This window comes from Hymenobacter qilianensis, assembly GCF_014638675.1.
Classification (GTDB): domain Bacteria; phylum Bacteroidota; class Bacteroidia; order Cytophagales; family Hymenobacteraceae; genus Hymenobacter; species Hymenobacter qilianensis.
This window is the reverse complement of record NZ_BMFN01000003.1, coordinates 44939-69229: the sequence shown is the minus strand read 5'-3', so window position 1 is coordinate 69229 and position 24291 is coordinate 44939. Positions and strand designations below refer to the sequence as shown.

Annotated in this window: 23 protein-coding genes; 5 read left to right on the top strand and 18 right to left on the bottom strand. The window is 56.5% G+C overall.

Annotated elements, in window-relative coordinates; all coding sequences use genetic code 11:
* Window positions 1-556: 556 nt before the first annotated feature.
* Both IEW06_RS14915 and IEW06_RS14910 read left to right on the top strand, forming a co-directional pair.
* Complete coding sequence (locus IEW06_RS14915) at window positions 557-1594, top strand: hypothetical protein (RefSeq protein ID WP_187731996.1); 1038 nt, start codon at window positions 557-559, stop codon at window positions 1592-1594.
* 105 nt (window positions 1595-1699) lie between these two features.
* Entirely contained in the window at window positions 1700-1954 is a 255-nt protein-coding gene (locus tag IEW06_RS14910) for a hypothetical protein (RefSeq protein WP_187731997.1), read from the top strand.
* Window positions 1955-1991: 37 nt separating this feature from the next.
* Here IEW06_RS14910 and IEW06_RS14905 read toward each other — a convergent pair whose 3' ends face one another.
* The gene (locus IEW06_RS14905) at window positions 1992-2906 is read right to left on the bottom strand and encodes a glycerophosphodiester phosphodiesterase (RefSeq protein WP_187731998.1); all 915 of its coding nucleotides are present in this window, start codon (window positions 2904-2906) and stop codon (window positions 1992-1994) included.
* 100 nt (window positions 2907-3006) lie between these two features.
* On the opposite strand from IEW06_RS14905, the gene IEW06_RS14900 reads away from it, so the two are divergent.
* Window positions 3007-3993: a GDP-mannose 4,6-dehydratase gene (locus IEW06_RS14900; RefSeq protein ID WP_188548519.1), complete on the top strand. Its 987-nt coding sequence runs from the start codon at window positions 3007-3009 to the stop codon at window positions 3991-3993.
* Between the two features lie 3 nt (window positions 3994-3996).
* Here IEW06_RS14900 and IEW06_RS14895 read toward each other — a convergent pair whose 3' ends face one another.
* The 6 genes from IEW06_RS14895 to IEW06_RS14870 all read right to left on the bottom strand — a co-directional run bounded on the left by IEW06_RS14895 (window position 3997) and on the right by IEW06_RS14870 (window position 11624).
* Window positions 3997-7194: a cyclic nucleotide-binding domain-containing protein gene (locus IEW06_RS14895; RefSeq protein WP_188548518.1), complete on the bottom strand. Its 3198-nt coding sequence runs from the start codon at window positions 7192-7194 to the stop codon at window positions 3997-3999.
* A gap of 79 nt (window positions 7195-7273) precedes the next feature.
* Window positions 7274-8260: a YitT family protein gene (locus IEW06_RS14890; protein ID WP_187734319.1), complete on the bottom strand. Its 987-nt coding sequence runs from the start codon at window positions 8258-8260 to the stop codon at window positions 7274-7276.
* Between the two features lie 224 nt (window positions 8261-8484).
* Window positions 8485-9528, bottom strand: a complete 1044-nt coding sequence (locus IEW06_RS14885) for a sensor histidine kinase (protein WP_187732001.1) — start codon at window positions 9526-9528, stop codon at window positions 8485-8487.
* A gap of 91 nt (window positions 9529-9619) precedes the next feature.
* Complete coding sequence (locus tag IEW06_RS14880) at window positions 9620-10453, bottom strand: hypothetical protein (RefSeq protein ID WP_187732002.1); 834 nt, start codon at window positions 10451-10453, stop codon at window positions 9620-9622.
* Window positions 10454-10462: 9 nt separating this feature from the next.
* Window positions 10463-10888 carry a hypothetical protein gene (locus tag IEW06_RS14875; RefSeq protein ID WP_187732003.1) on the bottom strand — a complete coding sequence of 142 codons (426 nt, stop codon included), beginning with the start codon at window positions 10886-10888 and terminating at the stop codon, window positions 10463-10465.
* Between the two features lie 199 nt (window positions 10889-11087).
* The gene (locus IEW06_RS14870) at window positions 11088-11624 is read right to left on the bottom strand and encodes a hypothetical protein (RefSeq protein ID WP_187732004.1); all 537 of its coding nucleotides are present in this window, start codon (window positions 11622-11624) and stop codon (window positions 11088-11090) included.
* Window positions 11625-11841: 217 nt separating this feature from the next.
* On the opposite strand from IEW06_RS14870, the gene IEW06_RS14865 reads away from it, so the two are divergent.
* Complete coding sequence (locus tag IEW06_RS14865) at window positions 11842-12669, top strand: phosphatase PAP2 family protein (RefSeq protein ID WP_188548517.1); 828 nt, start codon at window positions 11842-11844, stop codon at window positions 12667-12669.
* A 110-nt stretch (window positions 12670-12779) separates the two neighbouring features.
* Here the strand turns inward: IEW06_RS14865 and IEW06_RS14860 are convergent, their stop codons facing one another.
* The 11 genes from IEW06_RS14860 to hisG all read right to left on the bottom strand — a co-directional run bounded on the left by IEW06_RS14860 (window position 12780) and on the right by hisG (window position 22791).
* Window positions 12780-13439 carry a lipid-A-disaccharide synthase N-terminal domain-containing protein gene (locus IEW06_RS14860; protein ID WP_187732006.1) on the bottom strand — a complete coding sequence of 220 codons (660 nt, stop codon included), beginning with the start codon at window positions 13437-13439 and terminating at the stop codon, window positions 12780-12782.
* 9 nt (window positions 13440-13448) lie between these two features.
* On the bottom strand, window positions 13449-14228 hold the full coding sequence (locus IEW06_RS14855; protein ID WP_187732007.1) for a glycosyltransferase: 780 nt from the start codon (window positions 14226-14228) through the stop codon (window positions 13449-13451).
* A gap of 241 nt (window positions 14229-14469) precedes the next feature.
* On the bottom strand, window positions 14470-15114 hold the full coding sequence (gene hisIE / locus IEW06_RS14850; RefSeq protein ID WP_187732008.1) for a bifunctional phosphoribosyl-AMP cyclohydrolase/phosphoribosyl-ATP diphosphatase HisIE: 645 nt from the start codon (window positions 15112-15114) through the stop codon (window positions 14470-14472).
* A complete protein-coding gene (locus tag IEW06_RS14845; RefSeq protein WP_187732009.1) occupies window positions 15111-15449 on the bottom strand; it encodes a hypothetical protein in 339 nt (112 codons plus the stop codon). The genes hisIE and IEW06_RS14845 overlap by 4 nt, the downstream gene beginning before the upstream one ends.
* Window positions 15450-15586: 137 nt before the next feature.
* On the bottom strand, window positions 15587-16345 hold the full coding sequence (gene hisF, locus IEW06_RS14840) for an imidazole glycerol phosphate synthase subunit HisF (protein ID WP_187732010.1): 759 nt from the start codon (window positions 16343-16345) through the stop codon (window positions 15587-15589).
* 28 nt (window positions 16346-16373) lie between these two features.
* Complete coding sequence (hisA, locus tag IEW06_RS14835; protein WP_187732011.1) at window positions 16374-17090, bottom strand: 1-(5-phosphoribosyl)-5-[(5-phosphoribosylamino)methylideneamino]imidazole-4-carboxamide isomerase; 717 nt, start codon at window positions 17088-17090, stop codon at window positions 16374-16376.
* A 183-nt stretch (window positions 17091-17273) separates the two neighbouring features.
* Complete coding sequence (gene hisH, locus IEW06_RS14830) at window positions 17274-17861, bottom strand: imidazole glycerol phosphate synthase subunit HisH (protein WP_187732012.1); 588 nt, start codon at window positions 17859-17861, stop codon at window positions 17274-17276.
* A 257-nt stretch (window positions 17862-18118) separates the two neighbouring features.
* Complete coding sequence (hisB, locus tag IEW06_RS14825; RefSeq protein ID WP_188548516.1) at window positions 18119-19225, bottom strand: bifunctional histidinol-phosphatase/imidazoleglycerol-phosphate dehydratase HisB; 1107 nt, start codon at window positions 19223-19225, stop codon at window positions 18119-18121.
* Window positions 19226-19316: 91 nt separating this feature from the next.
* Window positions 19317-20369, bottom strand: coding sequence for a histidinol-phosphate transaminase (hisC, locus tag IEW06_RS14820; RefSeq protein WP_187732013.1), 1053 nt, complete (start codon window positions 20367-20369; stop codon window positions 19317-19319).
* A 140-nt stretch (window positions 20370-20509) separates the two neighbouring features.
* Window positions 20510-21805 (bottom strand): histidinol dehydrogenase, encoded by a 1296-nt coding sequence (gene hisD / locus IEW06_RS14815; RefSeq protein WP_187732014.1) that lies wholly within the window; start codon window positions 21803-21805, stop codon window positions 20510-20512.
* 134 nt (window positions 21806-21939) lie between these two features.
* Window positions 21940-22791, bottom strand: a complete 852-nt coding sequence (gene hisG, locus IEW06_RS14810; protein WP_188548515.1) for an ATP phosphoribosyltransferase — start codon at window positions 22789-22791, stop codon at window positions 21940-21942.
* A gap of 517 nt (window positions 22792-23308) precedes the next feature.
* On the opposite strand from hisG, the gene IEW06_RS14805 reads away from it, so the two are divergent.
* Window positions 23309-24226, top strand: a complete 918-nt coding sequence (locus IEW06_RS14805; RefSeq protein WP_188548514.1) for a DUF2911 domain-containing protein — start codon at window positions 23309-23311, stop codon at window positions 24224-24226.
* Window positions 24227-24291 lie beyond the last annotated feature (65 nt).

The window sequence follows — 24291 nt, the reverse complement described above, 5'->3', positions numbered from 1 at the left end:
ACTTGGTTATCGTCAGCGGAAACCATTTGATTCACAGCGGTGCGGCTGCATCATTTGGCTCTAAAGAATCTTGGTTAGCAGAACGCAACTCTAGCAGTAAGACATTCCAGCCACAAAAGCGATTAGCTGATGAATTAAACAACAAAGCCTATGACGTGGAACACCGTTGCTACTCTAACATCAATCAGTTATTCTCCAAACATAAACCGGTTCTTATTCATATGAGCACTTATACTGCCTTTCACGCTTACCTATGATTTAACGCTGAATAATGTATCCCACACTAATTTAATCGATTACAGGGCCCCTACTATGCCTATAGCCCCTGTTTACCTCACCTCCTCCCCGTCCTGGGCCGCCTACATTAGGTTAGTATTTAAATATATATGCTATGAGAGGATAGAGTTAAAGTAAAGTGTGTATAAAATAAATCAATATTAGTATAAAAAAGCATAAAATGATATAAATAAGTATTACTTTTTTATACTTTGTACTGCTATTATATACTTATATTGTTTATACTTGTACTTTCATTGTTTATACCTCATCATCTTATATGCCTAAGACCATTGACTATCCCCGCACTAGTTATCTGAGTGCCTGGGAAGTTGCTGAAGTAGTTGATGATACTGGCGGCAAGTGTGCTATTGAAACATGCGCACGCAAGCTTAATAGAAAGGTTAGTGGCTCTTTCAAAGCTATTATTGGTTCCGCTGTTAAGTTTGGCCTTATAACTAGTAAACGAGAGCTACTCACTACTACAAACCTGTTTCGTCGGATCAAGCATGCCTATGACAAGCAGGAAGAGAAGGTTTTCCACCGGGAGGCTTTTCTACATCCGCCGCTATTCACTCAGATCTGCCGTAAGTTCCGGAGCCGCGAGCTGCCAGTGCATATGCTGGATGTAATGTTGATCAGGGAATTCGGCGTTGAGGAGATCAACGCTCAAAATGTAGCGAAGGCCTTTGTGGAAGGCGCTCGGATGGTTGGGGTTATGGACGAGCGTAATGTGGTAGCGGATATCGATCAATTAGCTGCCCAACAACCTCCACGACGCGAACTGGCCAGCACGGACATGCCGATGAACTTGTTCCGGGCGCCCGCTACGGCGACTGCAGGCGCTTCTGTCACTTCAGATACTAGTGCTACAAAGCGAGCCTCCGAAACACCTAGACCCCAAACTACAGATAGTATTAGCTCCATAGGGAATCTTGTACCAAAGGTGTCTTCCAAGGATGCTGTATCTGCGCTGTTTGGACTGGATACTGACGACTTAGAGGAAGAGACGGAACAAATGCCCCCCAGATCGCCTGAACTGGCGCCGTCGGCCTTTATGACTGAGCCTACAGTATCGGGTGCCGCACCCATGAATACTCCGCCGTCAGCGAATATGAACGGCGCTGTTCCAAAGGTTAGCAACAGCGCAGTACCTACACAGACTCAGAGAGTAGTTTCTAATTCCGGGTCAGCACCTTCATACTCTATCCGTATCACCGGACCGGGCATGGATACGCAGTTCAATATTCAGGATCTGGATGATGTGGAGATCGTACGGATACTGTTGGAGAAGATTAGGAGGCAATTGGCTGGCTAAAGCTGACTTCTCCTGCCCTATTGTCAGTAAGGATCTATGCAGGCGATTCCACGCTTATAGATAAATTATGTTAACCATATTTCTCCCTCTTTAGCTTCTTTTAAAATGTCCTTTTTGAAGTTCCGCATACTACTTTCCATCCTGAGCCTGGCTTTACTGGCTGCTTGCGAGCCACAACAAACCACAACTTCCAACCCGGCGGATAGCACCCAGGCTATGCAGCAGGAGAATGACCGACTTAAGAGGCAAAATGATAGCCTTCAGAAGCTGTTGGAAAGCGAACGCATGACGCCTCGCTCAGAAATGCCCCCCACTACCCTCCCGCCAGCATCCGACTCAGCGGCAACGACCAATCCTTAAGCTTCTGTGACATTCTCAACTGCTGCGCCCGCCATCTCTATCGCTGAAGCGTGCGCAGTAGTTGAGGCACGTTGTCTACCTCGATGGCGTCGGGGTGGGCAGCTACCAAGCGCCGGATCGAGCCGGCCGAACGCCCCCCAAACAGCACAGCATCGAAGCCCGCAGCCTGTACCTGTGCAACTTGCGCCGGCGTCGCCAACGCTTTTGGTATCACGATGGCTTGCACCCCGATACCTTTAGCGGCGGCCAACCCAGCCACAAGGTCTTCGCCTTGGGTAATCTCCAGGCCCAGTGGAACCTGCGGAAGCGCCTGCCTGAGTTGGCGCAGCGTGGGTTGATAGGTTGTTAGAATAAGTAGACGGTCGGGGGGCACTTGATAGCGACGTATCAAAGCCGCCAGGGCCCGAGCCAACGCGGGTGAACGGGAATACTCCCCGCCGCACCCATCACGCTCGTGCAAATCGAGATGCAGGTAAGGATACTGAGGATACCGCGCTACGCGCGCCAACAGCGTTTCCAGGGTTATAAGCCGTTCGTTGTGAAACAAATCGTAGCCCCACCCACCCCGATACGGTAGCTTCACCAGTGCCGCCGCTGGCTGCTGACTTACGCAGCCGCTGTCGGTAGTCATGGAGTTGAGCGTTGGATCATGGTAGAGCATAGGGATGCTATCCTGACTTAATTGCACATCAATCTCCACGCCGTCGGCCCCCTGCGACAGGGCCTTCTCCACACCTGCCAGGCTGCTGGGCGGCAAGGGGTTGAAAGGATTCAGGGGAGTAAAAAAGCCGGAGCCAGCGTGCCCAATCACCTGAATATGGCCCGCATGACGGTTGGTGAGCGGGCCGGGAACGGACGCGTTAGACTCCCAAATCAAGTGGCCGGCACCCAGCAGGCCAGCCAAAAGCAGTATGCCCCCTCCTATCCGGCGGGCTCGTTTTGTTCGACGCATAGCGCGCAAGTTCGCAGTTTAAGCTGGCTTCCTGCTTACCCTCAACTGCATAATTCATTCTACCTTTAGCCCCACTTTCCTGCTTTTCCCCGCTTTGCTTATGCCTTCGGTTCTGGTTACGGGTTGCGCCGGCTTTATTGGTTCTCACCTCTGTGAACGCCTGCTGGCCGACGGCTATCAGGTGGTGGGCCTCGACAACTTTGACCCCTTTTATGCCCGCAGCCTCAAGCAGGACAATATGGGGGGCTTTTTGCAGCATCCTTCCTTTCGCTTTCTGGAGCTGGATCTGCGCGCCGGCTCCGAGGCCCTGACCCAGGCCCTGGGTGCTACGCCGATCGGGCTGGTGGTGCACCTGGCGGCCAAAGCCGGCGTCGGGCCCTCAGTGCGCGAACCGGCCGCCTACCTGGACAACAATGTGCTGGGCACCACCCATCTGCTGGAATGGATGCGGCAGCAAGGCATAGGCAAGCTTTTTTTTGCCTCCTCGTCATCCGTGTACGGCAACTCCCCCCAGCGGCCCTTTCGCGAGGACCAATCCCTTCTCCAGGCCTGCATCTCGCCGTACGCGGCCTCCAAGCTGGCCGGCGAACAATTAACGTATACCTACCATCACCTCTACGGCTTAAGCGTGCTTAATGCCCGCTTTTTTACGGTCTTTGGGCCACGTCAACGGCCCGATCTGGCCATTCATAAGTTTGTGCGCCTCCTACAAGCCGGTGAGCCCATTCCCGTGTTTGGCGACGGCACCACTGCCCGCGACTATACCTATGTGGGCGATACCGTGGAGGGCATCGCCCGGGGCGTGGCGTACTTACTTTCCCAGCCCCCTGGCTTTGAGACAATCAATCTGGGCAACAGCCACCCGGTAGCGCTGCTGGAGTTGATTCACGCCGTCGGGGAAGCGGTCGGAATTGCCCCCCAGCTGGTCTTTCAGCCCATGCAGGCCGGCGACGTGGACGTGACGTACGCCGATAGTAGCAAGGCGCAGGCGTTGCTGGGCTATGCGCCCCAGACTTCCCTGGCGGAAGGCCTCAGGCAGTTTGTAAGCTGGCAACAGAATACTAACGGCTCACCGCTGCAAGCCTAAAGCTTACGCCGCCACGCCGGGCAGCATCTTTTCATTCTGAAGGCGCAGGCGCTGGCAGAGCACGCGCATAATGTTGCGGGCAACCTCTGAGCACTCTTCCATCACATCGTAGAAGTCCTCCTGATCAATGCGGAAGGCTACCACCGGGCTCTGCGCCACGGCCGTGGCGGAGCGGGCTTCGGCATCCAGCAAGGCCAGCTCCCCGAAGAAGTCGCCTTTACGGAAAGTCGTGAGATGAAGAGGCCCGTCGAAGATTCCGACTTCCCCCTGACTTACAATAAACAGGGAGTTGCCCAGGTTTCCTTTAACGAAAATCCCCTGATCGGGCTGAAATGCCACCTCCTTCATGATAGGCACAATGGTACCCAGAACGTTCTCGGGGGTTTCGGCAAACAGGGCGGTGCCTTTCAACAGCAGTACGCGCTCCCGCGCCGATACGCAGGAAGCGGAAGCGTGGGGAGTATTCATAAGCAGCTGATGGGAATCCGGGTACACAGAAATCAGTTGGTCGAAAGCCGCGGGGCGCTGCAGGGGCAGCTGGCGCAGCACCACCATAGCACTCTCCTGAATAAGAATGTTGGCGGACAGCAGGTGTGGATGTAAATACAGGACGGTTTCGGGGTTCGGGTGCCACTGCAGCAGCGCCACGCTAATCGTCCAGGCCGAAAAGGAGGCAGACCCGCGCCGCACAATGGAGGTTTGAATAGGCTCGGCGGAACTCCGAGGACCCAGTAAGCTATCGAAGGTTTGCACCTTATCACGCAAGCGGCCGGTATCGAGCAAGGCTTGCAGGCCTTGGTAAAGCGGACGGGGAATCAGGTTGTCCAGAATCTCCAGGGCATTGGCCTGCCGTTCGCCTGCCGAGTGGGCCACGCCGCGCTGGGCATCCAGAATATGCTGGCGCTCGTAAATCTGCATGAGCAGCCAGAACAGGCGCTGCTGCCCTTTTTTTAGCTCGTAGCGCAAGGCCGCGCGCAGCTCGGCGTTGGCGCTGCTCATGCCATGCAGCACTTGCTGGGCCAGCCGCATTTCCTTCTCTACCAGGCGCTGAAACAGGGGCGCCTCGGCGGGCACGGTGGCGTAGCTGCTCAGCGCCCGCAGCACCGCCGCTCGGGCGTGCAGATTGGAGCTTTGAGCCACCTCCACCAACACCTGCCGGGCTGCCGGGGTAGCCAGCCGGGCACATACCTGCGCCAGCAGCTGCAGGTAGCGCCCATCCGATTCCTTCGTTAAAGAGTCTTTGATCTGGGGCAATGCCGGCGCCCCGATTTCCACCAGGCTGTCGGCCACCGAATGCCTTACCGTTTTGTTGCGCAGCAAGTGCAGCAGATCATCCGTCAGGGCCGGATTGGTCGTGTCAGCGGCGGCGGTTACGGCGGCCTGCACTACCTCCGGAAACGGGCTGTGCAGGCAAGTCGTCAGGAGCTCGCTTTGCTGCTCGGGGGCTAAAAACTGGATCAGCCCCAGCGCCAGAAGGCGGGAGTTGGTGTCGGAGGCAGTCAGGATAGCTCGTAGGCTTTCCCGGGCCTGAACGTCATCGGGCGCTTGCGCCAGCCGGCCCCGCATGGCTCCCCGACGCACCACCATATCCGGATGAAGCAGTAAATCATTCGCCTCGTGGTGGGCTCCGGCCAGGGTGCTGGCGGCTTCGCGCAGCTTCGGGTCGGGGTCGTCGAGGGCCAGACGCCGCAGCAGGCCCGCGTCGGCCTGGTGGCCCACCAGGCTCAGCACGCGCGTGCGCACCCGGCTATCGGTGTGCGAAAGCAGGGCCTCCGCGTTCTTGACCAGCCCGCCGGCTTTCAGCAGCTCATCAATGGCCTGCAACGCTTCCTCCACCCCACTGTCAGGTTCTTCCTCTTCGGGCGCCAGGGAGCCGCTGGGGGGCAAATTTGCCTCGGTGCTGGCTCCAAAGCGCAGGCCCAGCGCGTCTTTCAGCTCATCCAGATATTTCCAGTACGTGCGCTGCAACAGGAAAACAGCCGCCAGCAGCAGCAGCCCCATCCACACAAACGGCACCCACTGGTTAAGGGCCGGTGAGCCATGCAAGCCCAGCAGCAGTAAGCCCCCCAGACCCAAGCCCAGCGGCTCGTAGAAGCCTTTAGCCAGGGTATGTCCTTCTAGGCGCTCCAGGGGCGTGAGGGGTTGAAACAGCACCAGAAACACGGGCTCAAACAAGGCCTGGCGCAGTACTTCCAGCGTCAGATAAAGCCCCCCAAAGTACACCAGCAGCACGGCCGGACCGACGGCCGCCACCTCCAAGGCCCCGAACAGCAGAATACCCGCCAGGGCCGTGAGCGGCAGCAAAGCCAGGGTCCAGCGCACCCCAAGCCAGTCGATGCCGCGGCGCGTAAAGAGCAGCTTGAACAGCATGGCCAGCAGATAAGTAAGGGCCAAAACGCCCCCCACGTACTGCAGAATCGTGGTTTGATCCTGCAGCTTGTACTTCACGTTCACAAAGAAGATATACTCCACGCCCACCGCTACGGCGGCAATAGCCGTCAGGCTCAGGCCCATGGCATGAATCAGGGGGCTGGCCCCAAATACCTGGCGTACCAGCGCCGACTGTTCCGGACGCGCCACCCGGGGCGCCCCCGGCCGGGCCACCACCTGCCGCGATTTAAACGTGGCCCGCTGAATTACGGAGGCCAGCACATAGGCCCCGCAGGCGGTCAGCAAAAGCACATACAGCTCATTATAAGCGTGCACCACCACGGCAAGCACGGCACCAATGGCTTTGGCGGGCATATCGCCGGCACTGATGATGCTGAACAGCCGCCGCCCTTGCCGCACGTTGAAAACCACCGCCGACATACCCCAAAACTCAAGGTTGGTAAGCAGATAAATCAGGCGGTAGCCTGTCATAATGGCCACGGCCGTAGTTACGGATGGGCCCAGCAAGAGCAGCAGTGTCAGCACGAGCGTGAGCACCACCGCCACCAGCAGCGCCCGCACGGCCAGCTTCTGCAATAGCCAATGGTGTTCAAAGTGCGCGTACAATTTGCCCACGGCCATCATAGCCAGTGCGCCCACGCAGTACGCGAGGGGCAGATTGCGCTCCGGGTTCACTTCCAGCAGCAGCACGTTGGCCGTCACGTACACCAGAATGGTGCCCATGCCCAGCAAAAAGTTGTGCGCAAAAAACAACCAAACCGTCTTGGTCTCGCCGGGTCGTATTCCCAGAAACCGGGTTAGCTTCTCCATGAGAATTGATCAGTTAAAAAAGCCCCCCAACAGCTGCTGGCAGGCCCTTGGCAGGCTGGGCCAGTCCCGACGAGGCGGCTTAGTGCAAGGCGCGCTTCTTGACCAGTCCGCCCTTGGTGTCGTTGATGCTTTGCATGACCACAAAAGCGTTCGGATCGATTTTATGAATCTCATCGGTCAGGCCCACAACCTCCAGGCGGGTAACGACCGTGAAAATGGCTTCTGTTTTCAGGTGCTGATGACCGTGCGAGCCGTAGCCCTGGGTAACCTCGTACACGGTAGCGCCGCGGCGCAGCTTATCGGTTATCATCTGCCGGATTTCGGTGCTGTGGAAGGAGATAATCGTCAGGCCGGTGTATTCCTCAATGCCCACCAGCACAAAATCCACGGTTTTGGCGGCGGATAAGTAGGCCAGAATGGAGTACAAAGCGGTTTCGATGGATAGCAGCCACGCCGCCACGCTAAAGATGATGATATTGATAATCAGTACAATATCGCCAATCGAGAGCGGCAGCTTGCGACTAAGCCAGAGAGCCAGAATTTCGGTGCCATCGAGTACGCCGCCGCCCCGCATGGCCAGGCCAATGCCCGCCCCCAGAAAGAAACCGCCAAACACGGCAATCAGCAGCTTATCCTCCGTCACGCTGGGAAAGGAGACGATCAGCAGCGCCCCAGACAAGGCCATAATGGTAAGCAGGGTTTTAAGCGCAAACTTTCGTCCTAGCTGATAATAGCCCAGAATAATAAAGGGAATATTGATAACCAGAATCAGCACCGACAGGGACATCCCGGTCAGATGCCTTACCAGCAGGGAGATACCCGTAACGCCCCCGTCGATAAACTCGTTGGGCAGCAGAAAGCCCTTCAAACCCAGCGCGGCCGAAAAAACCCCCGCCAGCAGCAGCAGCGTCTGCACTATCGTGCGGCGTACCCAGCGTTGCGACAGCGTATAAAACAGCCTATAATTGGTCGGCTCCGCTGCCGCGTCTTCCACGGGGGCCGCTACCACTTGCTGAGCGTAGCGCTTGGTGCGAAAGCGAGAAGGAATGAGATGATCGAGCAACATTGCCGCCAGCAAAAGCCAGGTGTTCACTACCGATATATTCGCCGCAGGCCAACCAGCCGGGGCTGCGGCCTGACGAAAGCAGAAAACGCCAGTAACGAGCTCCACGCTTGCACCGGCACCGAAGAACCAAATCTGATTTCGTGCCCTTTTTCTCCGCGGAAGACGAAGGGGCACTACTTGAAAATATCGGATTAATTTAATTAAATCGCAAAATAATACTTGAGCTAGGCCAGGCGCTTTTTAGGGTCAATAGGCAGGGAAATGGTAAACTCTGTGTATTCCCCTTCCTTGCTGTCCAGGCTGAGCGTGCCGCCGTGGCCTTTGGTAATGATATCGTAGCTCAGAGAAAGGCCCAGGCCGGTACCCTCGCCGGTGGGCTTAGTGGTGAAAAAGGGCTGGTATATCTTCTCACGTACCGCCGCCGGAATCCCGTTCCCGTTATCGCGCACCCGCACCTGCACCGTGTTGCCCACCGGGCGGGTTTGCACGCACACTTCCGGGCAATAGCCGGGCGGCGCCTGCCGGCTCTTTTCCGTCACGGCATAAAAGGCATTGGTGAGCAGATTCAGAAAGACCCGGCTCAGGTCCTGAGGCAACACCAGTACGGGTTGCAGGTTGGGGTCAAGCTCCGTGAGGAGCGTGGCGTTCGAGTCCTTATTCTTGGCCCGCCAGCCGTGGTAAGCCAGGCGCAGGCTTTCTTCCACCAAGGTATTAATATTTGTGAGCTGGCGCTGGGTGCTGCCGGCCCTGGAGTGCTCCAGCATGCTTTTCACAATGCGGTCGGCCCGATTGCCATGCTGATGTATGCGGCTTTGGTTTTGAATAAGCTCCTGCAGCAGCACCTGGATATTTTGCCTCCCATCCTCCGACAGGTGCTCCTTGGCCAGTTCCTCCTCCAGCTCGGCCACCAAATCCACGCTCAGGTCGGAGAAGTTATTCACAAAGTTCAGCGGGTTCTGAATCTCATGGGCAATGCCGGCCGTGAGCTCGCCCAGGGAGGCCATTTTTTCGCGTTGCACCAGCTGGGTTTGGGTTGTTTTCAGGTCCGCGAGTGCCTGCTCCAGGTCGTTGCGCTGGGCAATTATCTCCGAGGTGCGAGCCGCTACCTGCTGCTCCAGCTGCTCATTCTGCTGGGCCAGAATCTGCTGCTTTTCCTGCTCCTGCACCAGGCGCCGCCGCTGCTCTCGGATCAGAATGGTCACGATGCCCAGGGCCAGCAGCAGCAGGATGGGACCAACGAGCAGAAAAGGAATCAGGGCATCGGGCATGGCACTAGCCAGCTAAGCACAACGTAAAAAAAACGAAGCTATGGTTCTAAGTTAAGCATCTGGGGGGCAAATTCAGCGGCTCTCCGGTTGCTCATTTATCTTGAAGAAGGTGTACCGATTTGGCAAGGTCGGAAGGTGCGCGCAGACCAGCACTGGCCGGCAGTAGGGCCGTAAGCTGCTGGCCCAGCAGCCAATAGGGCCGCCGGCGCCAGCTGCTGTAGTGCAGCCAGCGCGGCAAGGCCGCGCGCGCCGACACGCTTATCGGAAAGAAGCGGAACATCCAGGCAAACAACGCCATGTGCACGGCGGCCAGAAACGTATCGGGGCTGCTCAGGAGCGTGTCGAGGCGGATGATAGTGGCCACATCGTAGTATTCGGCGCTATAGATGATATTGATAGCCGCATACGTTACTACGGAGCAGGAACAGTACACCAAAATGGCGACGCTGAAAAAGAACTCCGGCTGCTTTTCCAGCTCGAAGGGCGAGCTTCGGGTCAGGTACACCACGTGGAGGAGAGCCAGCGTAACCAGAATGGTGCAGCCCAGGGCCTGCGCGTAGCTGTTCACGTCCGTAATAAAACCATTAAGCACGGTGGCATCCAGTAAGGCCACAACCAGAAACATGCCTATACTGAGCCGGATAAGCTGATGCACCCGCCCGGCGGGCAACAGGCGCTGATAGGTGCCCGCCAGCAAAACCACCATGAGCACCGTGCTCAGGTGGAAAAGGTACACGTTGTTGCGAATGGTGATGCGGCTGAGCGTGTCCATGGGAAACAGCACCACTTTGGCGGCCACATAATAGAATACCAGCCGGAAGCGATACGGAATGTGCTGCCGGCGCAGGCATGCGCACGCAAACGGCAGTATAGGTGCAGCCTCCAGTACCCGGTTAATCAAATGAACGACGACCCAAGCATCCATTCGCGTTACTTAATTCTGATCAAAAAATCCGCAGTTTTCAGGACACCTCTCATAGCTTACTCCCATTTTGTAGTCTGACTCAAACACACCGGGTGAAATCTCCTTGTTAATAGGTATCTCTTTACCTGTTTTGTCCACGCCAGTTATGATAACTTTCAATTTGCCTTTTGGCCTGCCCTGGCTATCCTTCTCCTGGCTCCGATAAACACGAAGACCTCTCACCCTTTCGTCTGCTAAAAGCTTCACTATAAGATCTCTACTAAAATAATTACTGGTAATATTTCCATCATATTTTTTTTTGTATCGCCTCACATCCGCAATAGCAGTATCACGGTCTCTCTTACTGGCTATTAACGTACCAGCATCAGGATCAAATGGATCAGGCTCTAGGTTCAATGTTGAGTCAAGCTCTGCTGGTACCACCCCAGTTTCCATAGTCGTACTTGACGAATCTTGAGTTATAGAATTCTGAGAGGCTTGGTTTGCTTGTTGGGACTTATTCTCACACCCAAAAAGCCCCCCAGCACATACTATCAATAAGCAGCCAACCCAACGCAGATTCGTACCTGTTTTCATAGAAGTCAAGATGCAGTGGAAAGTAAAATGATGGGTTATTTTCTTATCTGCGCGCTACTTACTCATATAAAGTAGCGCCAATACAATTCTCCGGGCATTTGTCTTCCGTTATGCCAAACAGATATTTGCCCTGGCTTTTGAGGCCGGTTTGGTCTTCCAGATTTGTGGGAGTAACTAAGTCAGCGCCATCCTTATCCACGCCTATCACCACCATTCTCTCCTGCCCGGCACTATCGGCCAAGTACACGCGTATGCCTTCGCATTTGCCGCTGGATATTAGGTCCTTGACTACCTGCTTGCTGAGGTAGCCATTATGCAGGCCCCCGGCCGAATGCGTTTGCCGGTATTTTTTGACCGATGCAATGGCACTCTCGTAGTCTGCCTTCGTCTTGGGCTTACGGCCGGGCTTGGGCTTTTTGGTCGGTTTTTGCTCTTCCGATTCTGCCTCAGAGCGAAGAACAGCCAGCTGGTACAGCGAAGCATCGGCACTGGCAGGCGGCGGCTGGCTACGGGAAGTCTGGTTGCATCCGGAAAGCGTTCCGCTGGCGACGAACAGTAAACAGCCCAGCCAATAGTGATTAGAATGTGTAGGCATAGAACGGAGCGTAGGTGTGAGGTGAATCTCGGCGACGGAGTGCTGGTTTAAGCGACTTACATTTGAGTGGACTCGTAAGCTTCGATTAAGTGAGCTAAGCCCGTCTAATATCACTAAATTTTCTTTAAATAATATAGCATTGCCATTTACCTATGCTTCGCTGGTACCTGAAGCAGTTTCATCCTTACCCGCCGCCGCAAATTCACTGTTTTCTTTGATGCTGACTTTCACTCGCCGTTTCCCGTTGCACGCGCTTAGAGTCCGTGTGGCTGGGCTCGTATTGCTGCTGGGCACAGGCACGCCGGTATGCGCCCAAATTGCCCCCCAGACGCCCGCCGACACCCTTCGCAAGTATGAATCTCCGGCTGGGGTCACCAGTGCCAAACCCTGGTATCGGGGCAAGCTGGTGCGCGCCACCATTGTGCCGGCGGTGATGATTGGCTACGGCTTTTATACCCACAAGGGCGGAGGGTTTTATACCAACGAGCAGGCCAACCGCGACATTCACAAGCTCTTTCCCACCTACCGCACTCGCCTCGACGACTACCTTCTGCTGGCTCCCTACGCTGAGCTGGGCCTCGTGGCGCTGGCCGGCGTGGAGTCGCGCAGCGACCGGATAAACACGCTGCTTGTCATGGTCAAAGCAGAGGCGATTATGCTCACGTCGGTATTTGCCCTGAAGCATATTACCCGTCGGCCCCGCCCCGATGGCTCCGACAATGAGGCCTTTCCCTCCGGCCACACGGCCCAGGCCTTTCTGGCCGCCAGCATCGTGCACACCGAGTTTCGCGATAAAAGCCAATGGTACGGCATTGGGGCGTATACTATTGCCACGGGCGTGGGCGCGCTGCGCATGATCAACACCAAGCACTGGCAAAGCGACGTGGTGGCCGGCGCGGGCTTTGGCATTCTCTCCGCCCACCTGGCCTACCTGACCCACCGCAACCGCTGGGGACGGAAGCCCCGCCTGCCGGAAGGCATGACCCTGACGCCTACCTTGTATGGAGGAGCTACGGGGCTGTGCTTTACCTGGCAGCCCCGCTAACCTTTCGGTAAATCAGGCACAAAAAAGCCCCCCACTTGAGTAGTGGGGGGCTTTTTTGTGCCTGATTTACGGACAGTAAATTATTCACTAGCACATAGCTGCATCACGTATTACTTCTCAATCTCCTCTACGCGCAGCCCCTTGATTTCGCGGCGCAGCAGCACCACGTTGCGCGCGTACACCACAATGCCCGGCACGTTGCCCAGAATCAGCACATAATCCACGGGGCGGCGCAGCACGGCGTAAGCCAGAATCAGGGCCGAACCGATGAGGCTGACGAGCCAGAAACCCAGCGGCAGCACCGACTCGCCCTTGCGCTCCGAGTACAGCCACTGGTACACAAAGCGCAGCAGAAAGATGGTTTGCCCCACGGCTCCGAGCGCCAAAACGCCCCCCGGAATCCGGTTTTCGAGCATGGTTTTGAGGCTAAAAAACGAGGTGCCCGCCACAAACCAGCCGATAGCCGCTAGGGGAAACGTGTAAGCCCCTGCCCGAAAAGCGCCGTGCAGTTTGCTCCACTCACCCAGCAATTGCAGGTTGCGAATGTAGATGGCGTAGCTGATAAGCTGAGCCGCCAGAATAATCGGGTCGTGGCGAAGCATGCCGTAGAGAATCATCAGAAACGACGACACCAGGCTGATTTGCCAGAATAGCACCGGCACCAGCACCCGCTTGGCCCGCTCGCTCTGAATCCATTGCAGAATAATCCGGCTCGAAAACAACAGCTGGGCAATGAGCCCCACCCCGTACGCGACGACTTCGGTTTTCATGCTCTGGGGCTAGCCTTCGAGCGTGCGGCTGGCCTGAGCCTGCTCTTGGCGCTGCTCCTCCCCGATGGCATAATTCAGCCAGCGGCTCCGAATCCAGCGAAAGCCAAAGGTATCAACCAGGGGCTTCCAGGCGCGGTTCCAGAGGTTGTACTTGGCCGTGCCGGCGAAGCGCGGGAAGTGGCGCACGGGCAGCTGCTTTACTTTGCCGCCCTGCAATTGCACCAGCGCGCCCAGAAAGCGATGCATGCCATGAAACAACGGAATGCGTCGGGCATACTCGATTTTGATGATTTTCAGCGGGCAGCCCGTGTCCTGAATGCCGTCGTTAATGAGCGTACGCCGTACCGTGTTGGCCACCTTCGAGGAGAGCTTCTTGACCAGCGTATCCTGGCGCTTGGCCCGGATGCCGTTCACCATATCGTGCTCGGGCAAAAACTCGAAAAAGGTCAGAAAGTCGAGCGGCATGGTTTGAATGTCGCTGTCGATGTAGCCAATAAGCGTCGTGCGGCAGTGGTCGATTCCGGCTTTGATGGCCGTGCTCAAACCGCGGTTTTGGGCCAGACTAATAAACTCATACTGGCTACCCGCGCGGCAAATATCGCGCAGCAGCGACAGGGAGTTATCCGTGGAGCCGTCGTTGACAAACAAAACGGTGGTCGTAACGGGCGTTTGGGCCAGAAATTTATCCATCTCCACCACAAACTGCGGCAGGCTTTCTTCCTCATTATAAACAGGAACAAGCACCGTAAGCGACTGGGTGGCAAGGTAAGCAGAAGGGGCAGCAGACATAGAAATGCGGTAATGCGGCCGCAAGGTAAAAAGGATTTAGCGCCAGCAGCTTATTAGCAGGTACTGAACGCGAAAATGCCCCCCAGAATACTCTTACTTTAAAAAGGCGGTCATGCAGCGCAGCGCGAAGCATCTCGCTCGCGGTCGTTGCCTAACTAAACAACGAAGCAAGCGAGATGCTTCGCGCTGCGCTGCATGACCGCCTTATTTTGGAAGCCTACTTCTCATTAAATGTAAAGCCCTACTCCCGGCGCACACCCGCCGAAATCGTGCTGTGCCGCTCGCGCAGCACGGCTACTACATCGTCCAGCGTCAGGTTGGAAGCGGCCAATAGCACCAGCAGATGATAGAGTAAGTCGGCGGCTTCGCCTTTTAAGCCTTCAAAATTGCCCCCCACGGCGTCGATTACTGTTTCTACGGCTTCCTCACCTACTTTCTGGGCGATTTTGGGCATGCCTTTGCGAAAAAGTGAGGCCGTGTACGACTTCGGATCTTCATCGGGGATGTCGCGGCGGCGCTGCACGAGGCGCTCCAGCTCGGCCAGAAACCCGACCGGGGCGGCGGGAATAGCCGTTTGATCGGGTTGCTCGAAGCAGCTGACGGTGCCGCGGTGGCAGGTGGGGCCGTCGGGCCGGGCGCGGATGAGCACCGCGTCGCCGTCGCAGTCGGGGTGCAGACTTACTACTGTCAGGAAGTTGCCGGAGATTTCGCCCTTGGTCCAGAGGCGGTTTTTGGAGCGGGAGAAGAACGTCACGCGGCCTTCCTGCTGAGTTTTGGCTAGTGCTTCCTGATTCACGTAGCCCAGCATTAGCACCTGGCCCGTCTGGTCGTCCTGCACCACGGCGGGAATTAACCCATCGGGCATTTTATCGAAATCGAATGTCATGGATTAATACCGAGTAGGGAAATAAGCTCTTTGTCAACTTGCACTGCTTCTCCTTTATAGTAGCTATTGAATTTGCCAATACAAAGCGTGTCACTAGTTTGGTTGTTATAGAACAAAATGGCTTTTGCACGAATATCTACTTCGTTGTTTTGCGTGTGTGGCTGAAGACTTCGTAAGTATTTGTCAATGGCCGTAAGCTTCTCTTTGTCAATTATTGAAAATGGTCTGGCCGAAGGGAACTGCTTCTCATATCCTGCGCAGGGTATGGCAATAAATGAACGAATATCAAAAGAGACCGAAGAGCCCTCCACTCGTGTCAATTCCTTTCCATTCACATTAGAATTAGATTCAGGTTGCCTAGAGTTTATTGCCCCCGAGGAACGACCATCTGGTGTATTACATGCGCCTAGAATCAGCAAGCAGACAGTCCTTAACCATTTCATTCCTTCTCGACTTTAGCTATACCAATGCACTACAGTCGCACCGGAATCCCATCCTGGCGCAAGTGTTCTTTTAGCTCCCGAATACCGATTTCGCCGAAGTGAAAGATGCTGGCGGCGAGGCCCGCATCAGCCTGGGCATTCTGGAATACCTCCGTGAAATGCTGCTTGCTGCCCGCGCCGCCCGAAGCCACCACGGGCACGGATACGGCCCGGCTTACGGCCCCGGTGATATCCAGCGCAAATCCGTCCTTGGTGCCGTCGTTGCTCATGCTAGTGAGCAGGATTTCGCCCGCGCCACGCTCAGCGGCTTCCCGACACCACTGCACGGCGTCGCGGCCGGTGTTGTGCGTGCCCGCGCGAGTATAAATCTGCCAGCCTTCGGGCTCGTGAAAGCGGGCGTCGGCGGCCACTACGATGCACTGGGAACCGAAGCGGCGGGCCAGCTCGTCGATCAGCTCGGGGCGATGCAGGGCGGCGGAGTTGATGCTGACTTTATCGGCCCCGTTCATGAGTAAAGCTTCCACGTCGGCCACGGTACCGATGCCGCCGCCCACGGTGAAGGGAATGTCCAGCTCGCGGGCCACGTCGCGCACCAGGGCTACCAGGGTAGCGCGCTTCTGGTTGGTGGCCGTGATGTCGAGAAACACCAGCTCGTCGGCGCCTTCGCGGGCGTAGCGGGAGGCCAGGGCCACCGGGTCGCCGGCGTCGCGCAGGCCCTCGAAGCGCACGCCCTTTACGGTGCGGCCGTCTTTTACATCGAGGCAGGGAATAATACGTTTGGTAAGCATTGGGGGGCTTTTTTATGTATGAGTTAGCTTATAGCAAAGCTTGCAGCTGCTCCAGCGTGATGGTGCCTTCGTACAACGCCTTGCCGATAATAGCGCCGTGCATGCCAATGGCGGCCAGCGCCTCCACGTCCTGCATGGTCGTTACGCCGCCGCTGGCCACAAGCTGGGCCTGCGGATATTGCTCCCGCAGCTCCTGATACATGGGCAGCGAGGGGCCTTGCAGCTTGCCGTCCTTACTCACATCAGTGCAGATGAAAGTAGTAGCGCCGGCCTCCAGGTACTCCCCAATAAACGCGCTCAGCGTCCATTCCGACTGGTCGGCCCAGGCATTGATGGCAATATGGTTGTGGCGAAAATCGGCCCCCACGATAATCTTATCGGCCCCAAACGTGGTCAGCCAGTGCTGCACCACGCCCGGCTCGCGGACGGCAATGCTGCCGGCCGTAATCTGCGCCGCGCCCGCATCAAAGGCCTGCCTGACCGACTGCTCGCTTTGCAGCCCGCCCCCAAAATCGATGTGTAGCTGGGTGTGGCGGGCGATTTTCTCCAGCACCGGCAGATTGACCGGATGCCGCGCCCGCGCCCCGTCCAAGTCTACCAGATGCAGCCGCCGCACGCCCTGCTGCTCAAAGCGCTGGGCTACAGCCACCGGATCGGCGTCGTAGGTGGTTTGCTGGGCGAAGTCGCCTTCCGTAAGGCGGACGCACTGCCCGTTGATGAGGTCGATGGCGGGGATGATGTTCATTTGGCAAATGGGAATGCTAAGTTTACACTTAGGGTTTCGTCGGATTGTCGTAGCGCGAACTTGTAGTTCGCCTTTCGTTGCACACCTACACTGGGGGGCATTTTTAGAAACATTTGCTTATTCATTGCAACGAAACGCGAACTACAAGTTCGCGCTACTATCGCGCTAAGCACAAGCTCAACGTTAGAGCTTGAGAAAGTTCTCCAGAATCCGCGTGCCTACCGGGCCGCTTTTTTCGGTGTGAAATTGTACGGCGTAGAAGTTCTTGTGCTGTACGGCCGCGCTGAAGGGTGCAGGATATTCCGCTTCGGCAATCGTATAGTCACCGACCGGCGCGTAATAGCTATGCACGAAGTATACGTAGTCTTCCGCGCCAAGGCCTTCAAACAGTGGAGAGCGCAACCGCTGCAACGTGTTCCAACCCATGTGCGGCACTTTGTACTCCGGCAGCTTTGGGAAGCGTTTTACCTCAAAAGGTAATATACCCAGCATGGTCGCGTCGTTCTCTTCGCTGTGTGTGCCCAGCAGCTGCATACCCAAACATACCCCCAGAAAAGGTTGGGTAATCGTGGGCAGTACTTTATCCAATCCCTGCGCCCGTAGCTCGCGCATAGCCGAGGCCGCTTCACCCTCGCCGGGGAAGATCACCTTGTCGGCCCGCCGTATTACTTCCGGGTCGGCAGTGAGAGTTGGTTGGCATCCCAAGCGTTCCAGCGCAAACAGCACTGACTGCACATTGCCGCCTTTATAATCTATGACTGCTATTTCCATTTGATACTTATTATTTACTCATTTGTTTAAACATTTGAGTAATTATCAATAACCCATATCATGCGGGCCACGTCTGCCCAAGGCCATCAGAACGGTGTAAAAACGCGTATTCGCGTCTCATCATTGAACGACTGGCAGCGCGCCATTTGCATAATTAACCTAAATAACGACCGCGACGGTTAGACGCGAGTACGCGTCTCTACGATGATCTGATGAACTTAGGAATATTATCCAAATGTTAAAACAAATGGGTAATCTTACAAAACCCCTTTGGTACTGGGTATCTCCATCTTAGATGCATCACGCACTAAGGCCATCTTCATAGCTTTGGCTACAGCCTTAAAAATGGATTCGATTTTATGGTGTTCGTTGTCGCCGGCGCACTGAATATTGAGGTTGCAGCGGGCACCATCGGAGAAGCTTTTGAAGAAGTGATAGAACATCTCGGTTGGCATATCGCCTACCCGCTCCCGCTTAAACTCCGCCTCCCACACCAGCCACGGACGACCCGAAAAGTCTATAGCAGCTTGTGCTAACGCGTCGTCCATGGGTAGTAAAAAACCGTAGCGGGCCAGGCCGCGCTTGTCGCCGAGAGCTTGGGCGAATGCTTCGCCGAGCGCCAAGGCAGTGTCCTCGATGGTGTGGTGCTCATCGATGTGCAGGTCGCCTTGTACCTCGATTTTCATATCGACGCCCGAGTGTTTGCTGAGCTGGTCGAGCATGTGGTCGAAGAAACCCAGGCCGGTGTGCATGCTGGGACGGCCCTGCCCGTCGAGGTTTAGCTCGACGCGAATTTTGGTTTCGTTCGTGTCGCGCTGCACGAGGGCCGTGCGGGCCGGCAGGCGGAGGAAGCGGTAGATCTCGTCCCAGCTTTGGGTGGTGAGGGCGGCGCGCTCATCGGCCTCCGCACGGAGCAGTATGGATTGGCAGCCGAGGTTCTGGGCCAGCTCTACATCAGTGAGGCGGTCGCCAATGACGAAAGAGTTTTGCAGGTCGTAACCACTTTCGTTTCCCAGATATTGGGAAAGCATGCCAACGCCGGGTTTGCGGGTAGGCAGATTTTCGTGGGGGAAGCTGCGGTCGACGTGCTCGCGGGCAAACTCCACTCCTTCTCCCCGCAGAATATCGAGCATCAGGTTGTGGGCCGGCCAGAATGTTTCTTCAGGAAAACTGGTGGTGCCGAGGCCATCCTGGTTGCTGACCAGCACCAGCTCGTAATCCAGCTCGCGGGCAATGCGGGCCAGGTTGCTGATAGAGCCGGGCAGAAACTGAAACTTATCTGGCGTCAGCGCATCAATCTGCTGACTCGGCTGCGGCTCGATGAGGATGGTGCCGTCGCGGTCGATAAAAAGAACTTTTTTCATGAGTTGTAAAATAGCACCAAGCTTTGGCGGTGTTCCCCGTGAGATGATGCCTCGATACAGGGAGCAAAAAGCCCCCCAATGGATATTTACTTTAATACGCGAACTCCCGCAGCGCCGCCAGCAGCTGCTCGTTTTCGGCGGGCGTGCCCACGGTGAGGCGAAGCGTGCCGGCGCAACCAGGCTGAGTAGTGCGGTTGCGCACGACAATACCGCGCGCCAATAAGTAGTCGTACACGGCAGTGGCATCGGGCTTGAAGCGCACTAGCAGGAAGTTGGCATCGGAAGGGAAAACCTCCTCGACAATTTCTACTGCGGGCAAGCGCTCGGCCAGCCACTGCCGGCCCACCAGCAGATCATTGCGCAGGTTGTCAAAATGCCCCCCAGCGGCCAGCGCGGCCAGCGCGTGCTGCTGCGTAGCTTCCGATATATTATAAGGAGGCTTGATTTTGTTGAGATAGACAATGATTTCCGGCGAGGCGAAAGCCATACCGAGGCGCAGGCCGGCCAGGCCCCAGGCTTTGGAGAAGGTTTGCAGAACCACCAGGTTCGGGAACTCGGCCAGGCGGGTGGTCCAGCTGGGCGCGGAGGCGAAGTCGGAGTAGGCTTCATCCACCACAACTAGGCCGCGGAAGCCGCGCAGGATTTCCTCAATGGCGTCGGCGTGGAGCAGGTTGCCGGTCGGGTTATTGGGCGAGCAGACGAAAACCAACTTGGCATCCGAGGCGATGATGCCGGCCACGACTTCGGGGGAAAGTTGAAAATCGGCGGTCAGCGGCAGACGCTGAATGGCTACATCATTGAGGTTGGCGGCCACCTCGTACATGCCATATGTGGGGGGCAAAATCAGGATGCTGTCCTGGCCGGGCACGCAGGTGAGACGCACGAGCAGGTCGATGGCTTCGTCGGAGCCGTTGCCGAGGAAAATTTGCCCCCCAGTTACGCCTTTGATCTTGGCCAGCTCCGCTTTCACGGCCCGCTGCTGCGGGTCGGGGTAACGGTTAAAGGTGGCGGGGCCAGCGCTGCCGAGACTGTTTTCGTTGGCGTCGAGCATCACCTGCGCGTCGCCCTGAAACTCGTCACGCGCCGAGGAGTACGGTTTCATTGCCCGGATATTGGGGCGGACCAGAGATTCTAAATCAAACATTGATTAATCAGTTACGCTATTTCTTAACAAGAACGTCATGCAGAGCGGCAGCGAAGCATCTTGCGTGCTGACGAGAGATTAGTAATCTAACGGCGCGAGCGAGATGCTTCGCTGCCGCTCTGCATGACGTTCTATTTTATTTAATGTGAAGTGTCCAAACTCTCCAGTCGCAACGTGACCGCGCGGGCGTGGGCGTGCAGGCCTTCCGCTTCGGCCATGGTCTCGACGATGGGGCCCACATTGCGCAGGCCTTCAGTGGTCAGGCGCTGGAAGGTAATTTTCTTCAGAAAGGAATCGAGCGAGACGCCGCTGTAGTTGCGGGCGTAGCCGTTGGTGGGCAGCGTATGGTTTGTGCCGGAGGCGTAGTCGCCGACCGCTTCGGGCGTCAGGTGGCCCAGAAAAACCGAGCCCGCGCTGGTGACGCCCGCGCTGTATTGCTCGGCGCCCTCCACGGCCAAAATCAGGTGCTCCGGCGCGTACTGATTGGAGAAATACAGCATTTCCTCGGGCGTACGCAGCAAAATGGCGCGGCTTTCCTGCAAGGCCAGGGCCGCCACTTCGCGCCGCGGCAGCGTGGCCAGCTGGCGCTCCACTTCCGCCGTAACGGCCGCTAGTACCGAATCGGAAGTAGTGAGCAGCAACACCTGGGAATCGGGGCCGTGCTCGGCCTGGCTGAGCAAATCGGCAGCGACGAAAGCCGGATTGGCAGTTGAATCAGCAATAACCAGCACTTCAGAGGGGCCGGCGGGCATGTCGATAGCCACGCCGTAGCGGGTAGCCAGCTGCTTGGCCGCCGTGACGTAGCGGTTGCCGGGGCCGAAGATTTTATCCACGCCCGGCACGCTTTCCGTCCCGCCCGATAAGGCCGCAATAGCCTGTGCGCCACCCGCTTTAACAATGGTGGTGATACCCAATAGCTGCGCCGTAAACAGAATAATGGGGTTCACGGAGCCATCCTGAGCGGGCGGCGTACTGAGCACAATCTCAGAGCACTCGGCCAGGCGGGCGGGCACGCCCAGCATCAATAAGGTGCTGAACAATGGTGCCGAACCACCGGGAATGTATAAGCCTACCCGCTGCACGGGCACCGCGCGGCGCCAGCACTCCACGCCCGGCATAGTCTCGATGCGCTCTTCCACCGGACGCTGGAGAGTATGAAACATGACCAGATTGGCATGCGCCTGCCGAATAGCAGCTTGCAGCGCGACCGGCACCTGGGCAGCGGCCGCGGCCAATTCTTCAGGGCGGACGCGCAAATCGGTGAGCATGGCGCCATCGAACCGTGCGCCGTACTCGCACAGGGCTTCGTCGCCGCGCTGGCGCACATCCTCAAAAATCAGGCGCACGCGTTCTTCCAGTTCGCGGGCCTCGCCAGCGGCGGCGCGCTGCTGCAAAGCCGGCCACTCGGCCAACTCAGGATAGCGGATGAGTTGCATTTACTAAATGGTTAAATGGCTATGGGTTAAATGGTTGATGGTTGAATAAGTAAATGGCTGAATTGCTAAGTGATCAATCGCTTAACGATCAACCATTTAACTTCTAACCATTTAGCCATTCAACCATTAGCCATTTAACTAATCATTTTTTCAATGGGCAGCACCAGAATGCCTTCGGCGCCAACGGCCTTGAGTTGGCCGGTGATGTGCCAGAAGTCATCCTCGTTTACTACCGACTGCACCGATACCCAACCTTCCTCGGCCAGGGGCGTGACGGTGGGCGACTTGATGCCGGGCAGCAAGGCAAATACCGCTTCCAAGGCACTCTGGGGGGCATTTAGGATGATGTATTTGTTGCGGCGGGCGCGGCGCACGGCCTGCATCCGAAAGCGCAGCTGATCCAGAATCTCCTGCTTTTCGGCCGACAGATTTTGGGTGGCAATAAGGACTGCTTCCGAGCGAAATACCGTTTCCACTTCGCGCAAACCATTACCTAGCAGCGTGGAGCCCGAGGATACGATGTCGCAAATAGCGTCGGCCAGGCCAATGCTGGGCGCTATTTCCACCGAGCCGCTGATGGTGTGCAGCTGGGCTTGTACGCCTTCGCCGGCCAGATAGCGACCCAGAATCTCGGGGTACGAGGTGGCAATGTTCAGGCCCTGCAAGTCGGCCACCGATGTATAATTTGCCCCCCGGGGTATAGCCAACGACAGGCGGCACTTGCTGAAGCCCAGGGCTTCCACCTCCAGCTCGGGGTGGCCAGCTTCCACCAACACATTCTGGCCCACGATGCCCAGATCAGCCACACCGTCCTGGACATAGCCGGGAATATCGTCGTCGCGCAAAAACAGGATTTCGAGGGGAAAATTGGTGGCTTCGGTCTTGAGCTTGTAGGTGCTGCTGACGAAGGAAATACCGCACTCACGGATCAGATTCAGGGAATCTTCGCTGAGGCGGCCTGACTTCTGGATGGCCAGACGAATCATGGGGTCAAATAAAAATGGAAAATGGGAAAGCAAGAAGAGACGCAGGGGCCAAATTCGTACTTCTCTGAACAGAACCACAAAAACCAGGAAATGGCTACAATGTGGTTTAAAATCGGGCAGAAAAGGTCAAAACGACCAGGGCCACCTTTGATGGGTAACCGGGTGGCCAACTGCGGCACACCCCACGGGGACGATATGCTTGTATAATTCCTCTAGAAAGAGGAATGATGCCCGTGATGCAGATGATGCGGCGCGCCTACGCCAGCAACGGCCCCTGAATGCAGGGCAGCCGTGAGGCTTAGGGAGGAAAACTGGCGCGAGGCGAAGGGCATAAAGGCGGATTGCTGGGCAAAAGTACACGCAGATACGAGGTTTGAAAACTTTTGGCCTAAAAAGTTTCTGTCGAGCTGCTGTTGCGTATATAGTAAGTGCGGTGAGTACTTTGGCACTATTGTTACGGATAGAACAAAAGATTCCCGCTTCCGCCCTATTTCACCACCTTGTTGCCTTGTCTGTTATGTTGTCATTGCTTTCACGCTCGTTCTCCCGACTGCTGACTGGCAGCGCTTGCTGCTTGTTGCTGGGACTAGCCAGTGCGCCAGTCTTGGCACAACAGCAGCCAGCAGCCGATATCCCGCAACTGCCATTGCCGCAGGCTAGCCCGCGGGCATATGTGCTGCAAACTATTGGCCTCACCGATGTGTCGGTGGACTACCACGCGCCCGGCGTTCGGGGTCGGCAGATCTGGGGGCAGCTGGTACCGTGGGGGCAAGTGTGGCGGGCGGGCGCCAACGAAAATACGCTCATCACATTTTCGGCCCCGGTAAAAATAAACGGTGAGCCCGTACCGGCGGGCAAGTACTCCTTCTATGTATTGCCCCAGGATAATCAGGACTGGCAGCTTATTCTCAACCGCGTAACCACGCATTGGGGCAGCGAAGGCTACGATGCAAAAGACGATTTGCTTCGGGTGCCGGTTTCCTCCGAAACGGCCCCCATGTATGAAACGCTGGTGTACTGGTTTTCGGAGGTAAAGCCGACGACGGCCCGCCTCAACCTATCCTGGGAAAAGCGCACCGTCAGCATGACCATTGAAACGAATGTGCATGAGCAGGTAGTGAAAGGCATTCAACAAACCCTGGCCGCCGCGCCCAGCAACTGGCAGCTCCTGGCGCAGGCCGCCGACTATCTGGTGCAGAACAACCTTCAAGGCGAGCTGGCTCTACGCTATATTAATGAGTCGATTCGGTTGAAGGATGTGTACACCAATAACTGGATAAAGGCCCGTTTGCTGGCTTCCAAGCAAGATTATAGCACTGCCATCGTGTACGCTCGCAAGGCCATTAAGCTCGGCGACAAAAGCGACGACACATTTAAGGCTCAGCTCCCAGGCATGCGCGTGGCCCTCACTGATTGGCAGGCGAAGGCATATTAAGTGACTAACAAAAACGGGCGCTGGGGGGCAAAATACTGTGATTTTGCCCCCCAGCGCCCGTTTTA

Bases quoted from the DNA above. Each gene is read 5' to 3' on its own strand.
- IEW06_RS14890 (WP_187734319.1), bottom strand. From the start codon at position 8,260: ATGTTGCTCGATCATCTCATTCCTTCTCGCTTTCGCACCAAGCGCTAC.
- IEW06_RS14865 (WP_188548517.1), top strand. From the start codon at position 11,842: ATGCTGACTTTCACTCGCCGTTTCCCGTTGCACGCGCTTAGAGTCCGT.
- IEW06_RS14880 (WP_187732002.1), bottom strand. From the start codon at position 10,453: ATGGATGCTTGGGTCGTCGTTCATTTGATTAACCGGGTACTGGAGGCT.
- hisC (WP_187732013.1), bottom strand. From the start codon at position 20,369: ATGTTTGATTTAGAATCTCTGGTCCGCCCCAATATCCGGGCAATGAAA.
- hisIE (WP_187732008.1), bottom strand. From the start codon at position 15,114: ATGACATTCGATTTCGATAAAATGCCCGATGGGTTAATTCCCGCCGTG.
- IEW06_RS14885 (WP_187732001.1), bottom strand. From the start codon at position 9,528: ATGCCCGATGCCCTGATTCCTTTTCTGCTCGTTGGTCCCATCCTGCTG.
- IEW06_RS14900 (WP_188548519.1), top strand. From the start codon at position 3,007: ATGCCTTCGGTTCTGGTTACGGGTTGCGCCGGCTTTATTGGTTCTCAC.
- hisD (WP_187732014.1), bottom strand. From the start codon at position 21,805: ATGCAACTCATCCGCTATCCTGAGTTGGCCGAGTGGCCGGCTTTGCAG.
- IEW06_RS14875 (WP_187732003.1), bottom strand. From the start codon at position 10,888: ATGGAAACTGGGGTGGTACCAGCAGAGCTTGACTCAACATTGAACCTA.
- IEW06_RS14910 (WP_187731997.1), top strand. From the start codon at position 1,700: ATGTCCTTTTTGAAGTTCCGCATACTACTTTCCATCCTGAGCCTGGCT.
- IEW06_RS14870 (WP_187732004.1), bottom strand. From the start codon at position 11,624: ATGCCTACACATTCTAATCACTATTGGCTGGGCTGTTTACTGTTCGTC.
- hisH (WP_187732012.1), bottom strand. From the start codon at position 17,861: ATGGAAATAGCAGTCATAGATTATAAAGGCGGCAATGTGCAGTCAGTG.
- hisA (WP_187732011.1), bottom strand. From the start codon at position 17,090: ATGAACATCATCCCCGCCATCGACCTCATCAACGGGCAGTGCGTCCGC.
- IEW06_RS14860 (WP_187732006.1), bottom strand. From the start codon at position 13,439: ATGAAAACCGAAGTCGTCGCGTACGGGGTGGGGCTCATTGCCCAGCTG.
- IEW06_RS14905 (WP_187731998.1), bottom strand. From the start codon at position 2,906: ATGCGTCGAACAAAACGAGCCCGCCGGATAGGAGGGGGCATACTGCTT.
- hisF (WP_187732010.1), bottom strand. From the start codon at position 16,345: ATGCTTACCAAACGTATTATTCCCTGCCTCGATGTAAAAGACGGCCGC.
- IEW06_RS14915 (WP_187731996.1), top strand. From the start codon at position 557: ATGCCTAAGACCATTGACTATCCCCGCACTAGTTATCTGAGTGCCTGG.
- hisB (WP_188548516.1), bottom strand. From the start codon at position 19,225: ATGAAAAAAGTTCTTTTTATCGACCGCGACGGCACCATCCTCATCGAG.
- hisG (WP_188548515.1), bottom strand. From the start codon at position 22,791: ATGATTCGTCTGGCCATCCAGAAGTCAGGCCGCCTCAGCGAAGATTCC.
- IEW06_RS14855 (WP_187732007.1), bottom strand. From the start codon at position 14,228: ATGTCTGCTGCCCCTTCTGCTTACCTTGCCACCCAGTCGCTTACGGTG.
- IEW06_RS14895 (WP_188548518.1), bottom strand. From the start codon at position 7,194: ATGGAGAAGCTAACCCGGTTTCTGGGAATACGACCCGGCGAGACCAAG.
- IEW06_RS14805 (WP_188548514.1), top strand. From the start codon at position 23,309: ATGTTGTCATTGCTTTCACGCTCGTTCTCCCGACTGCTGACTGGCAGC.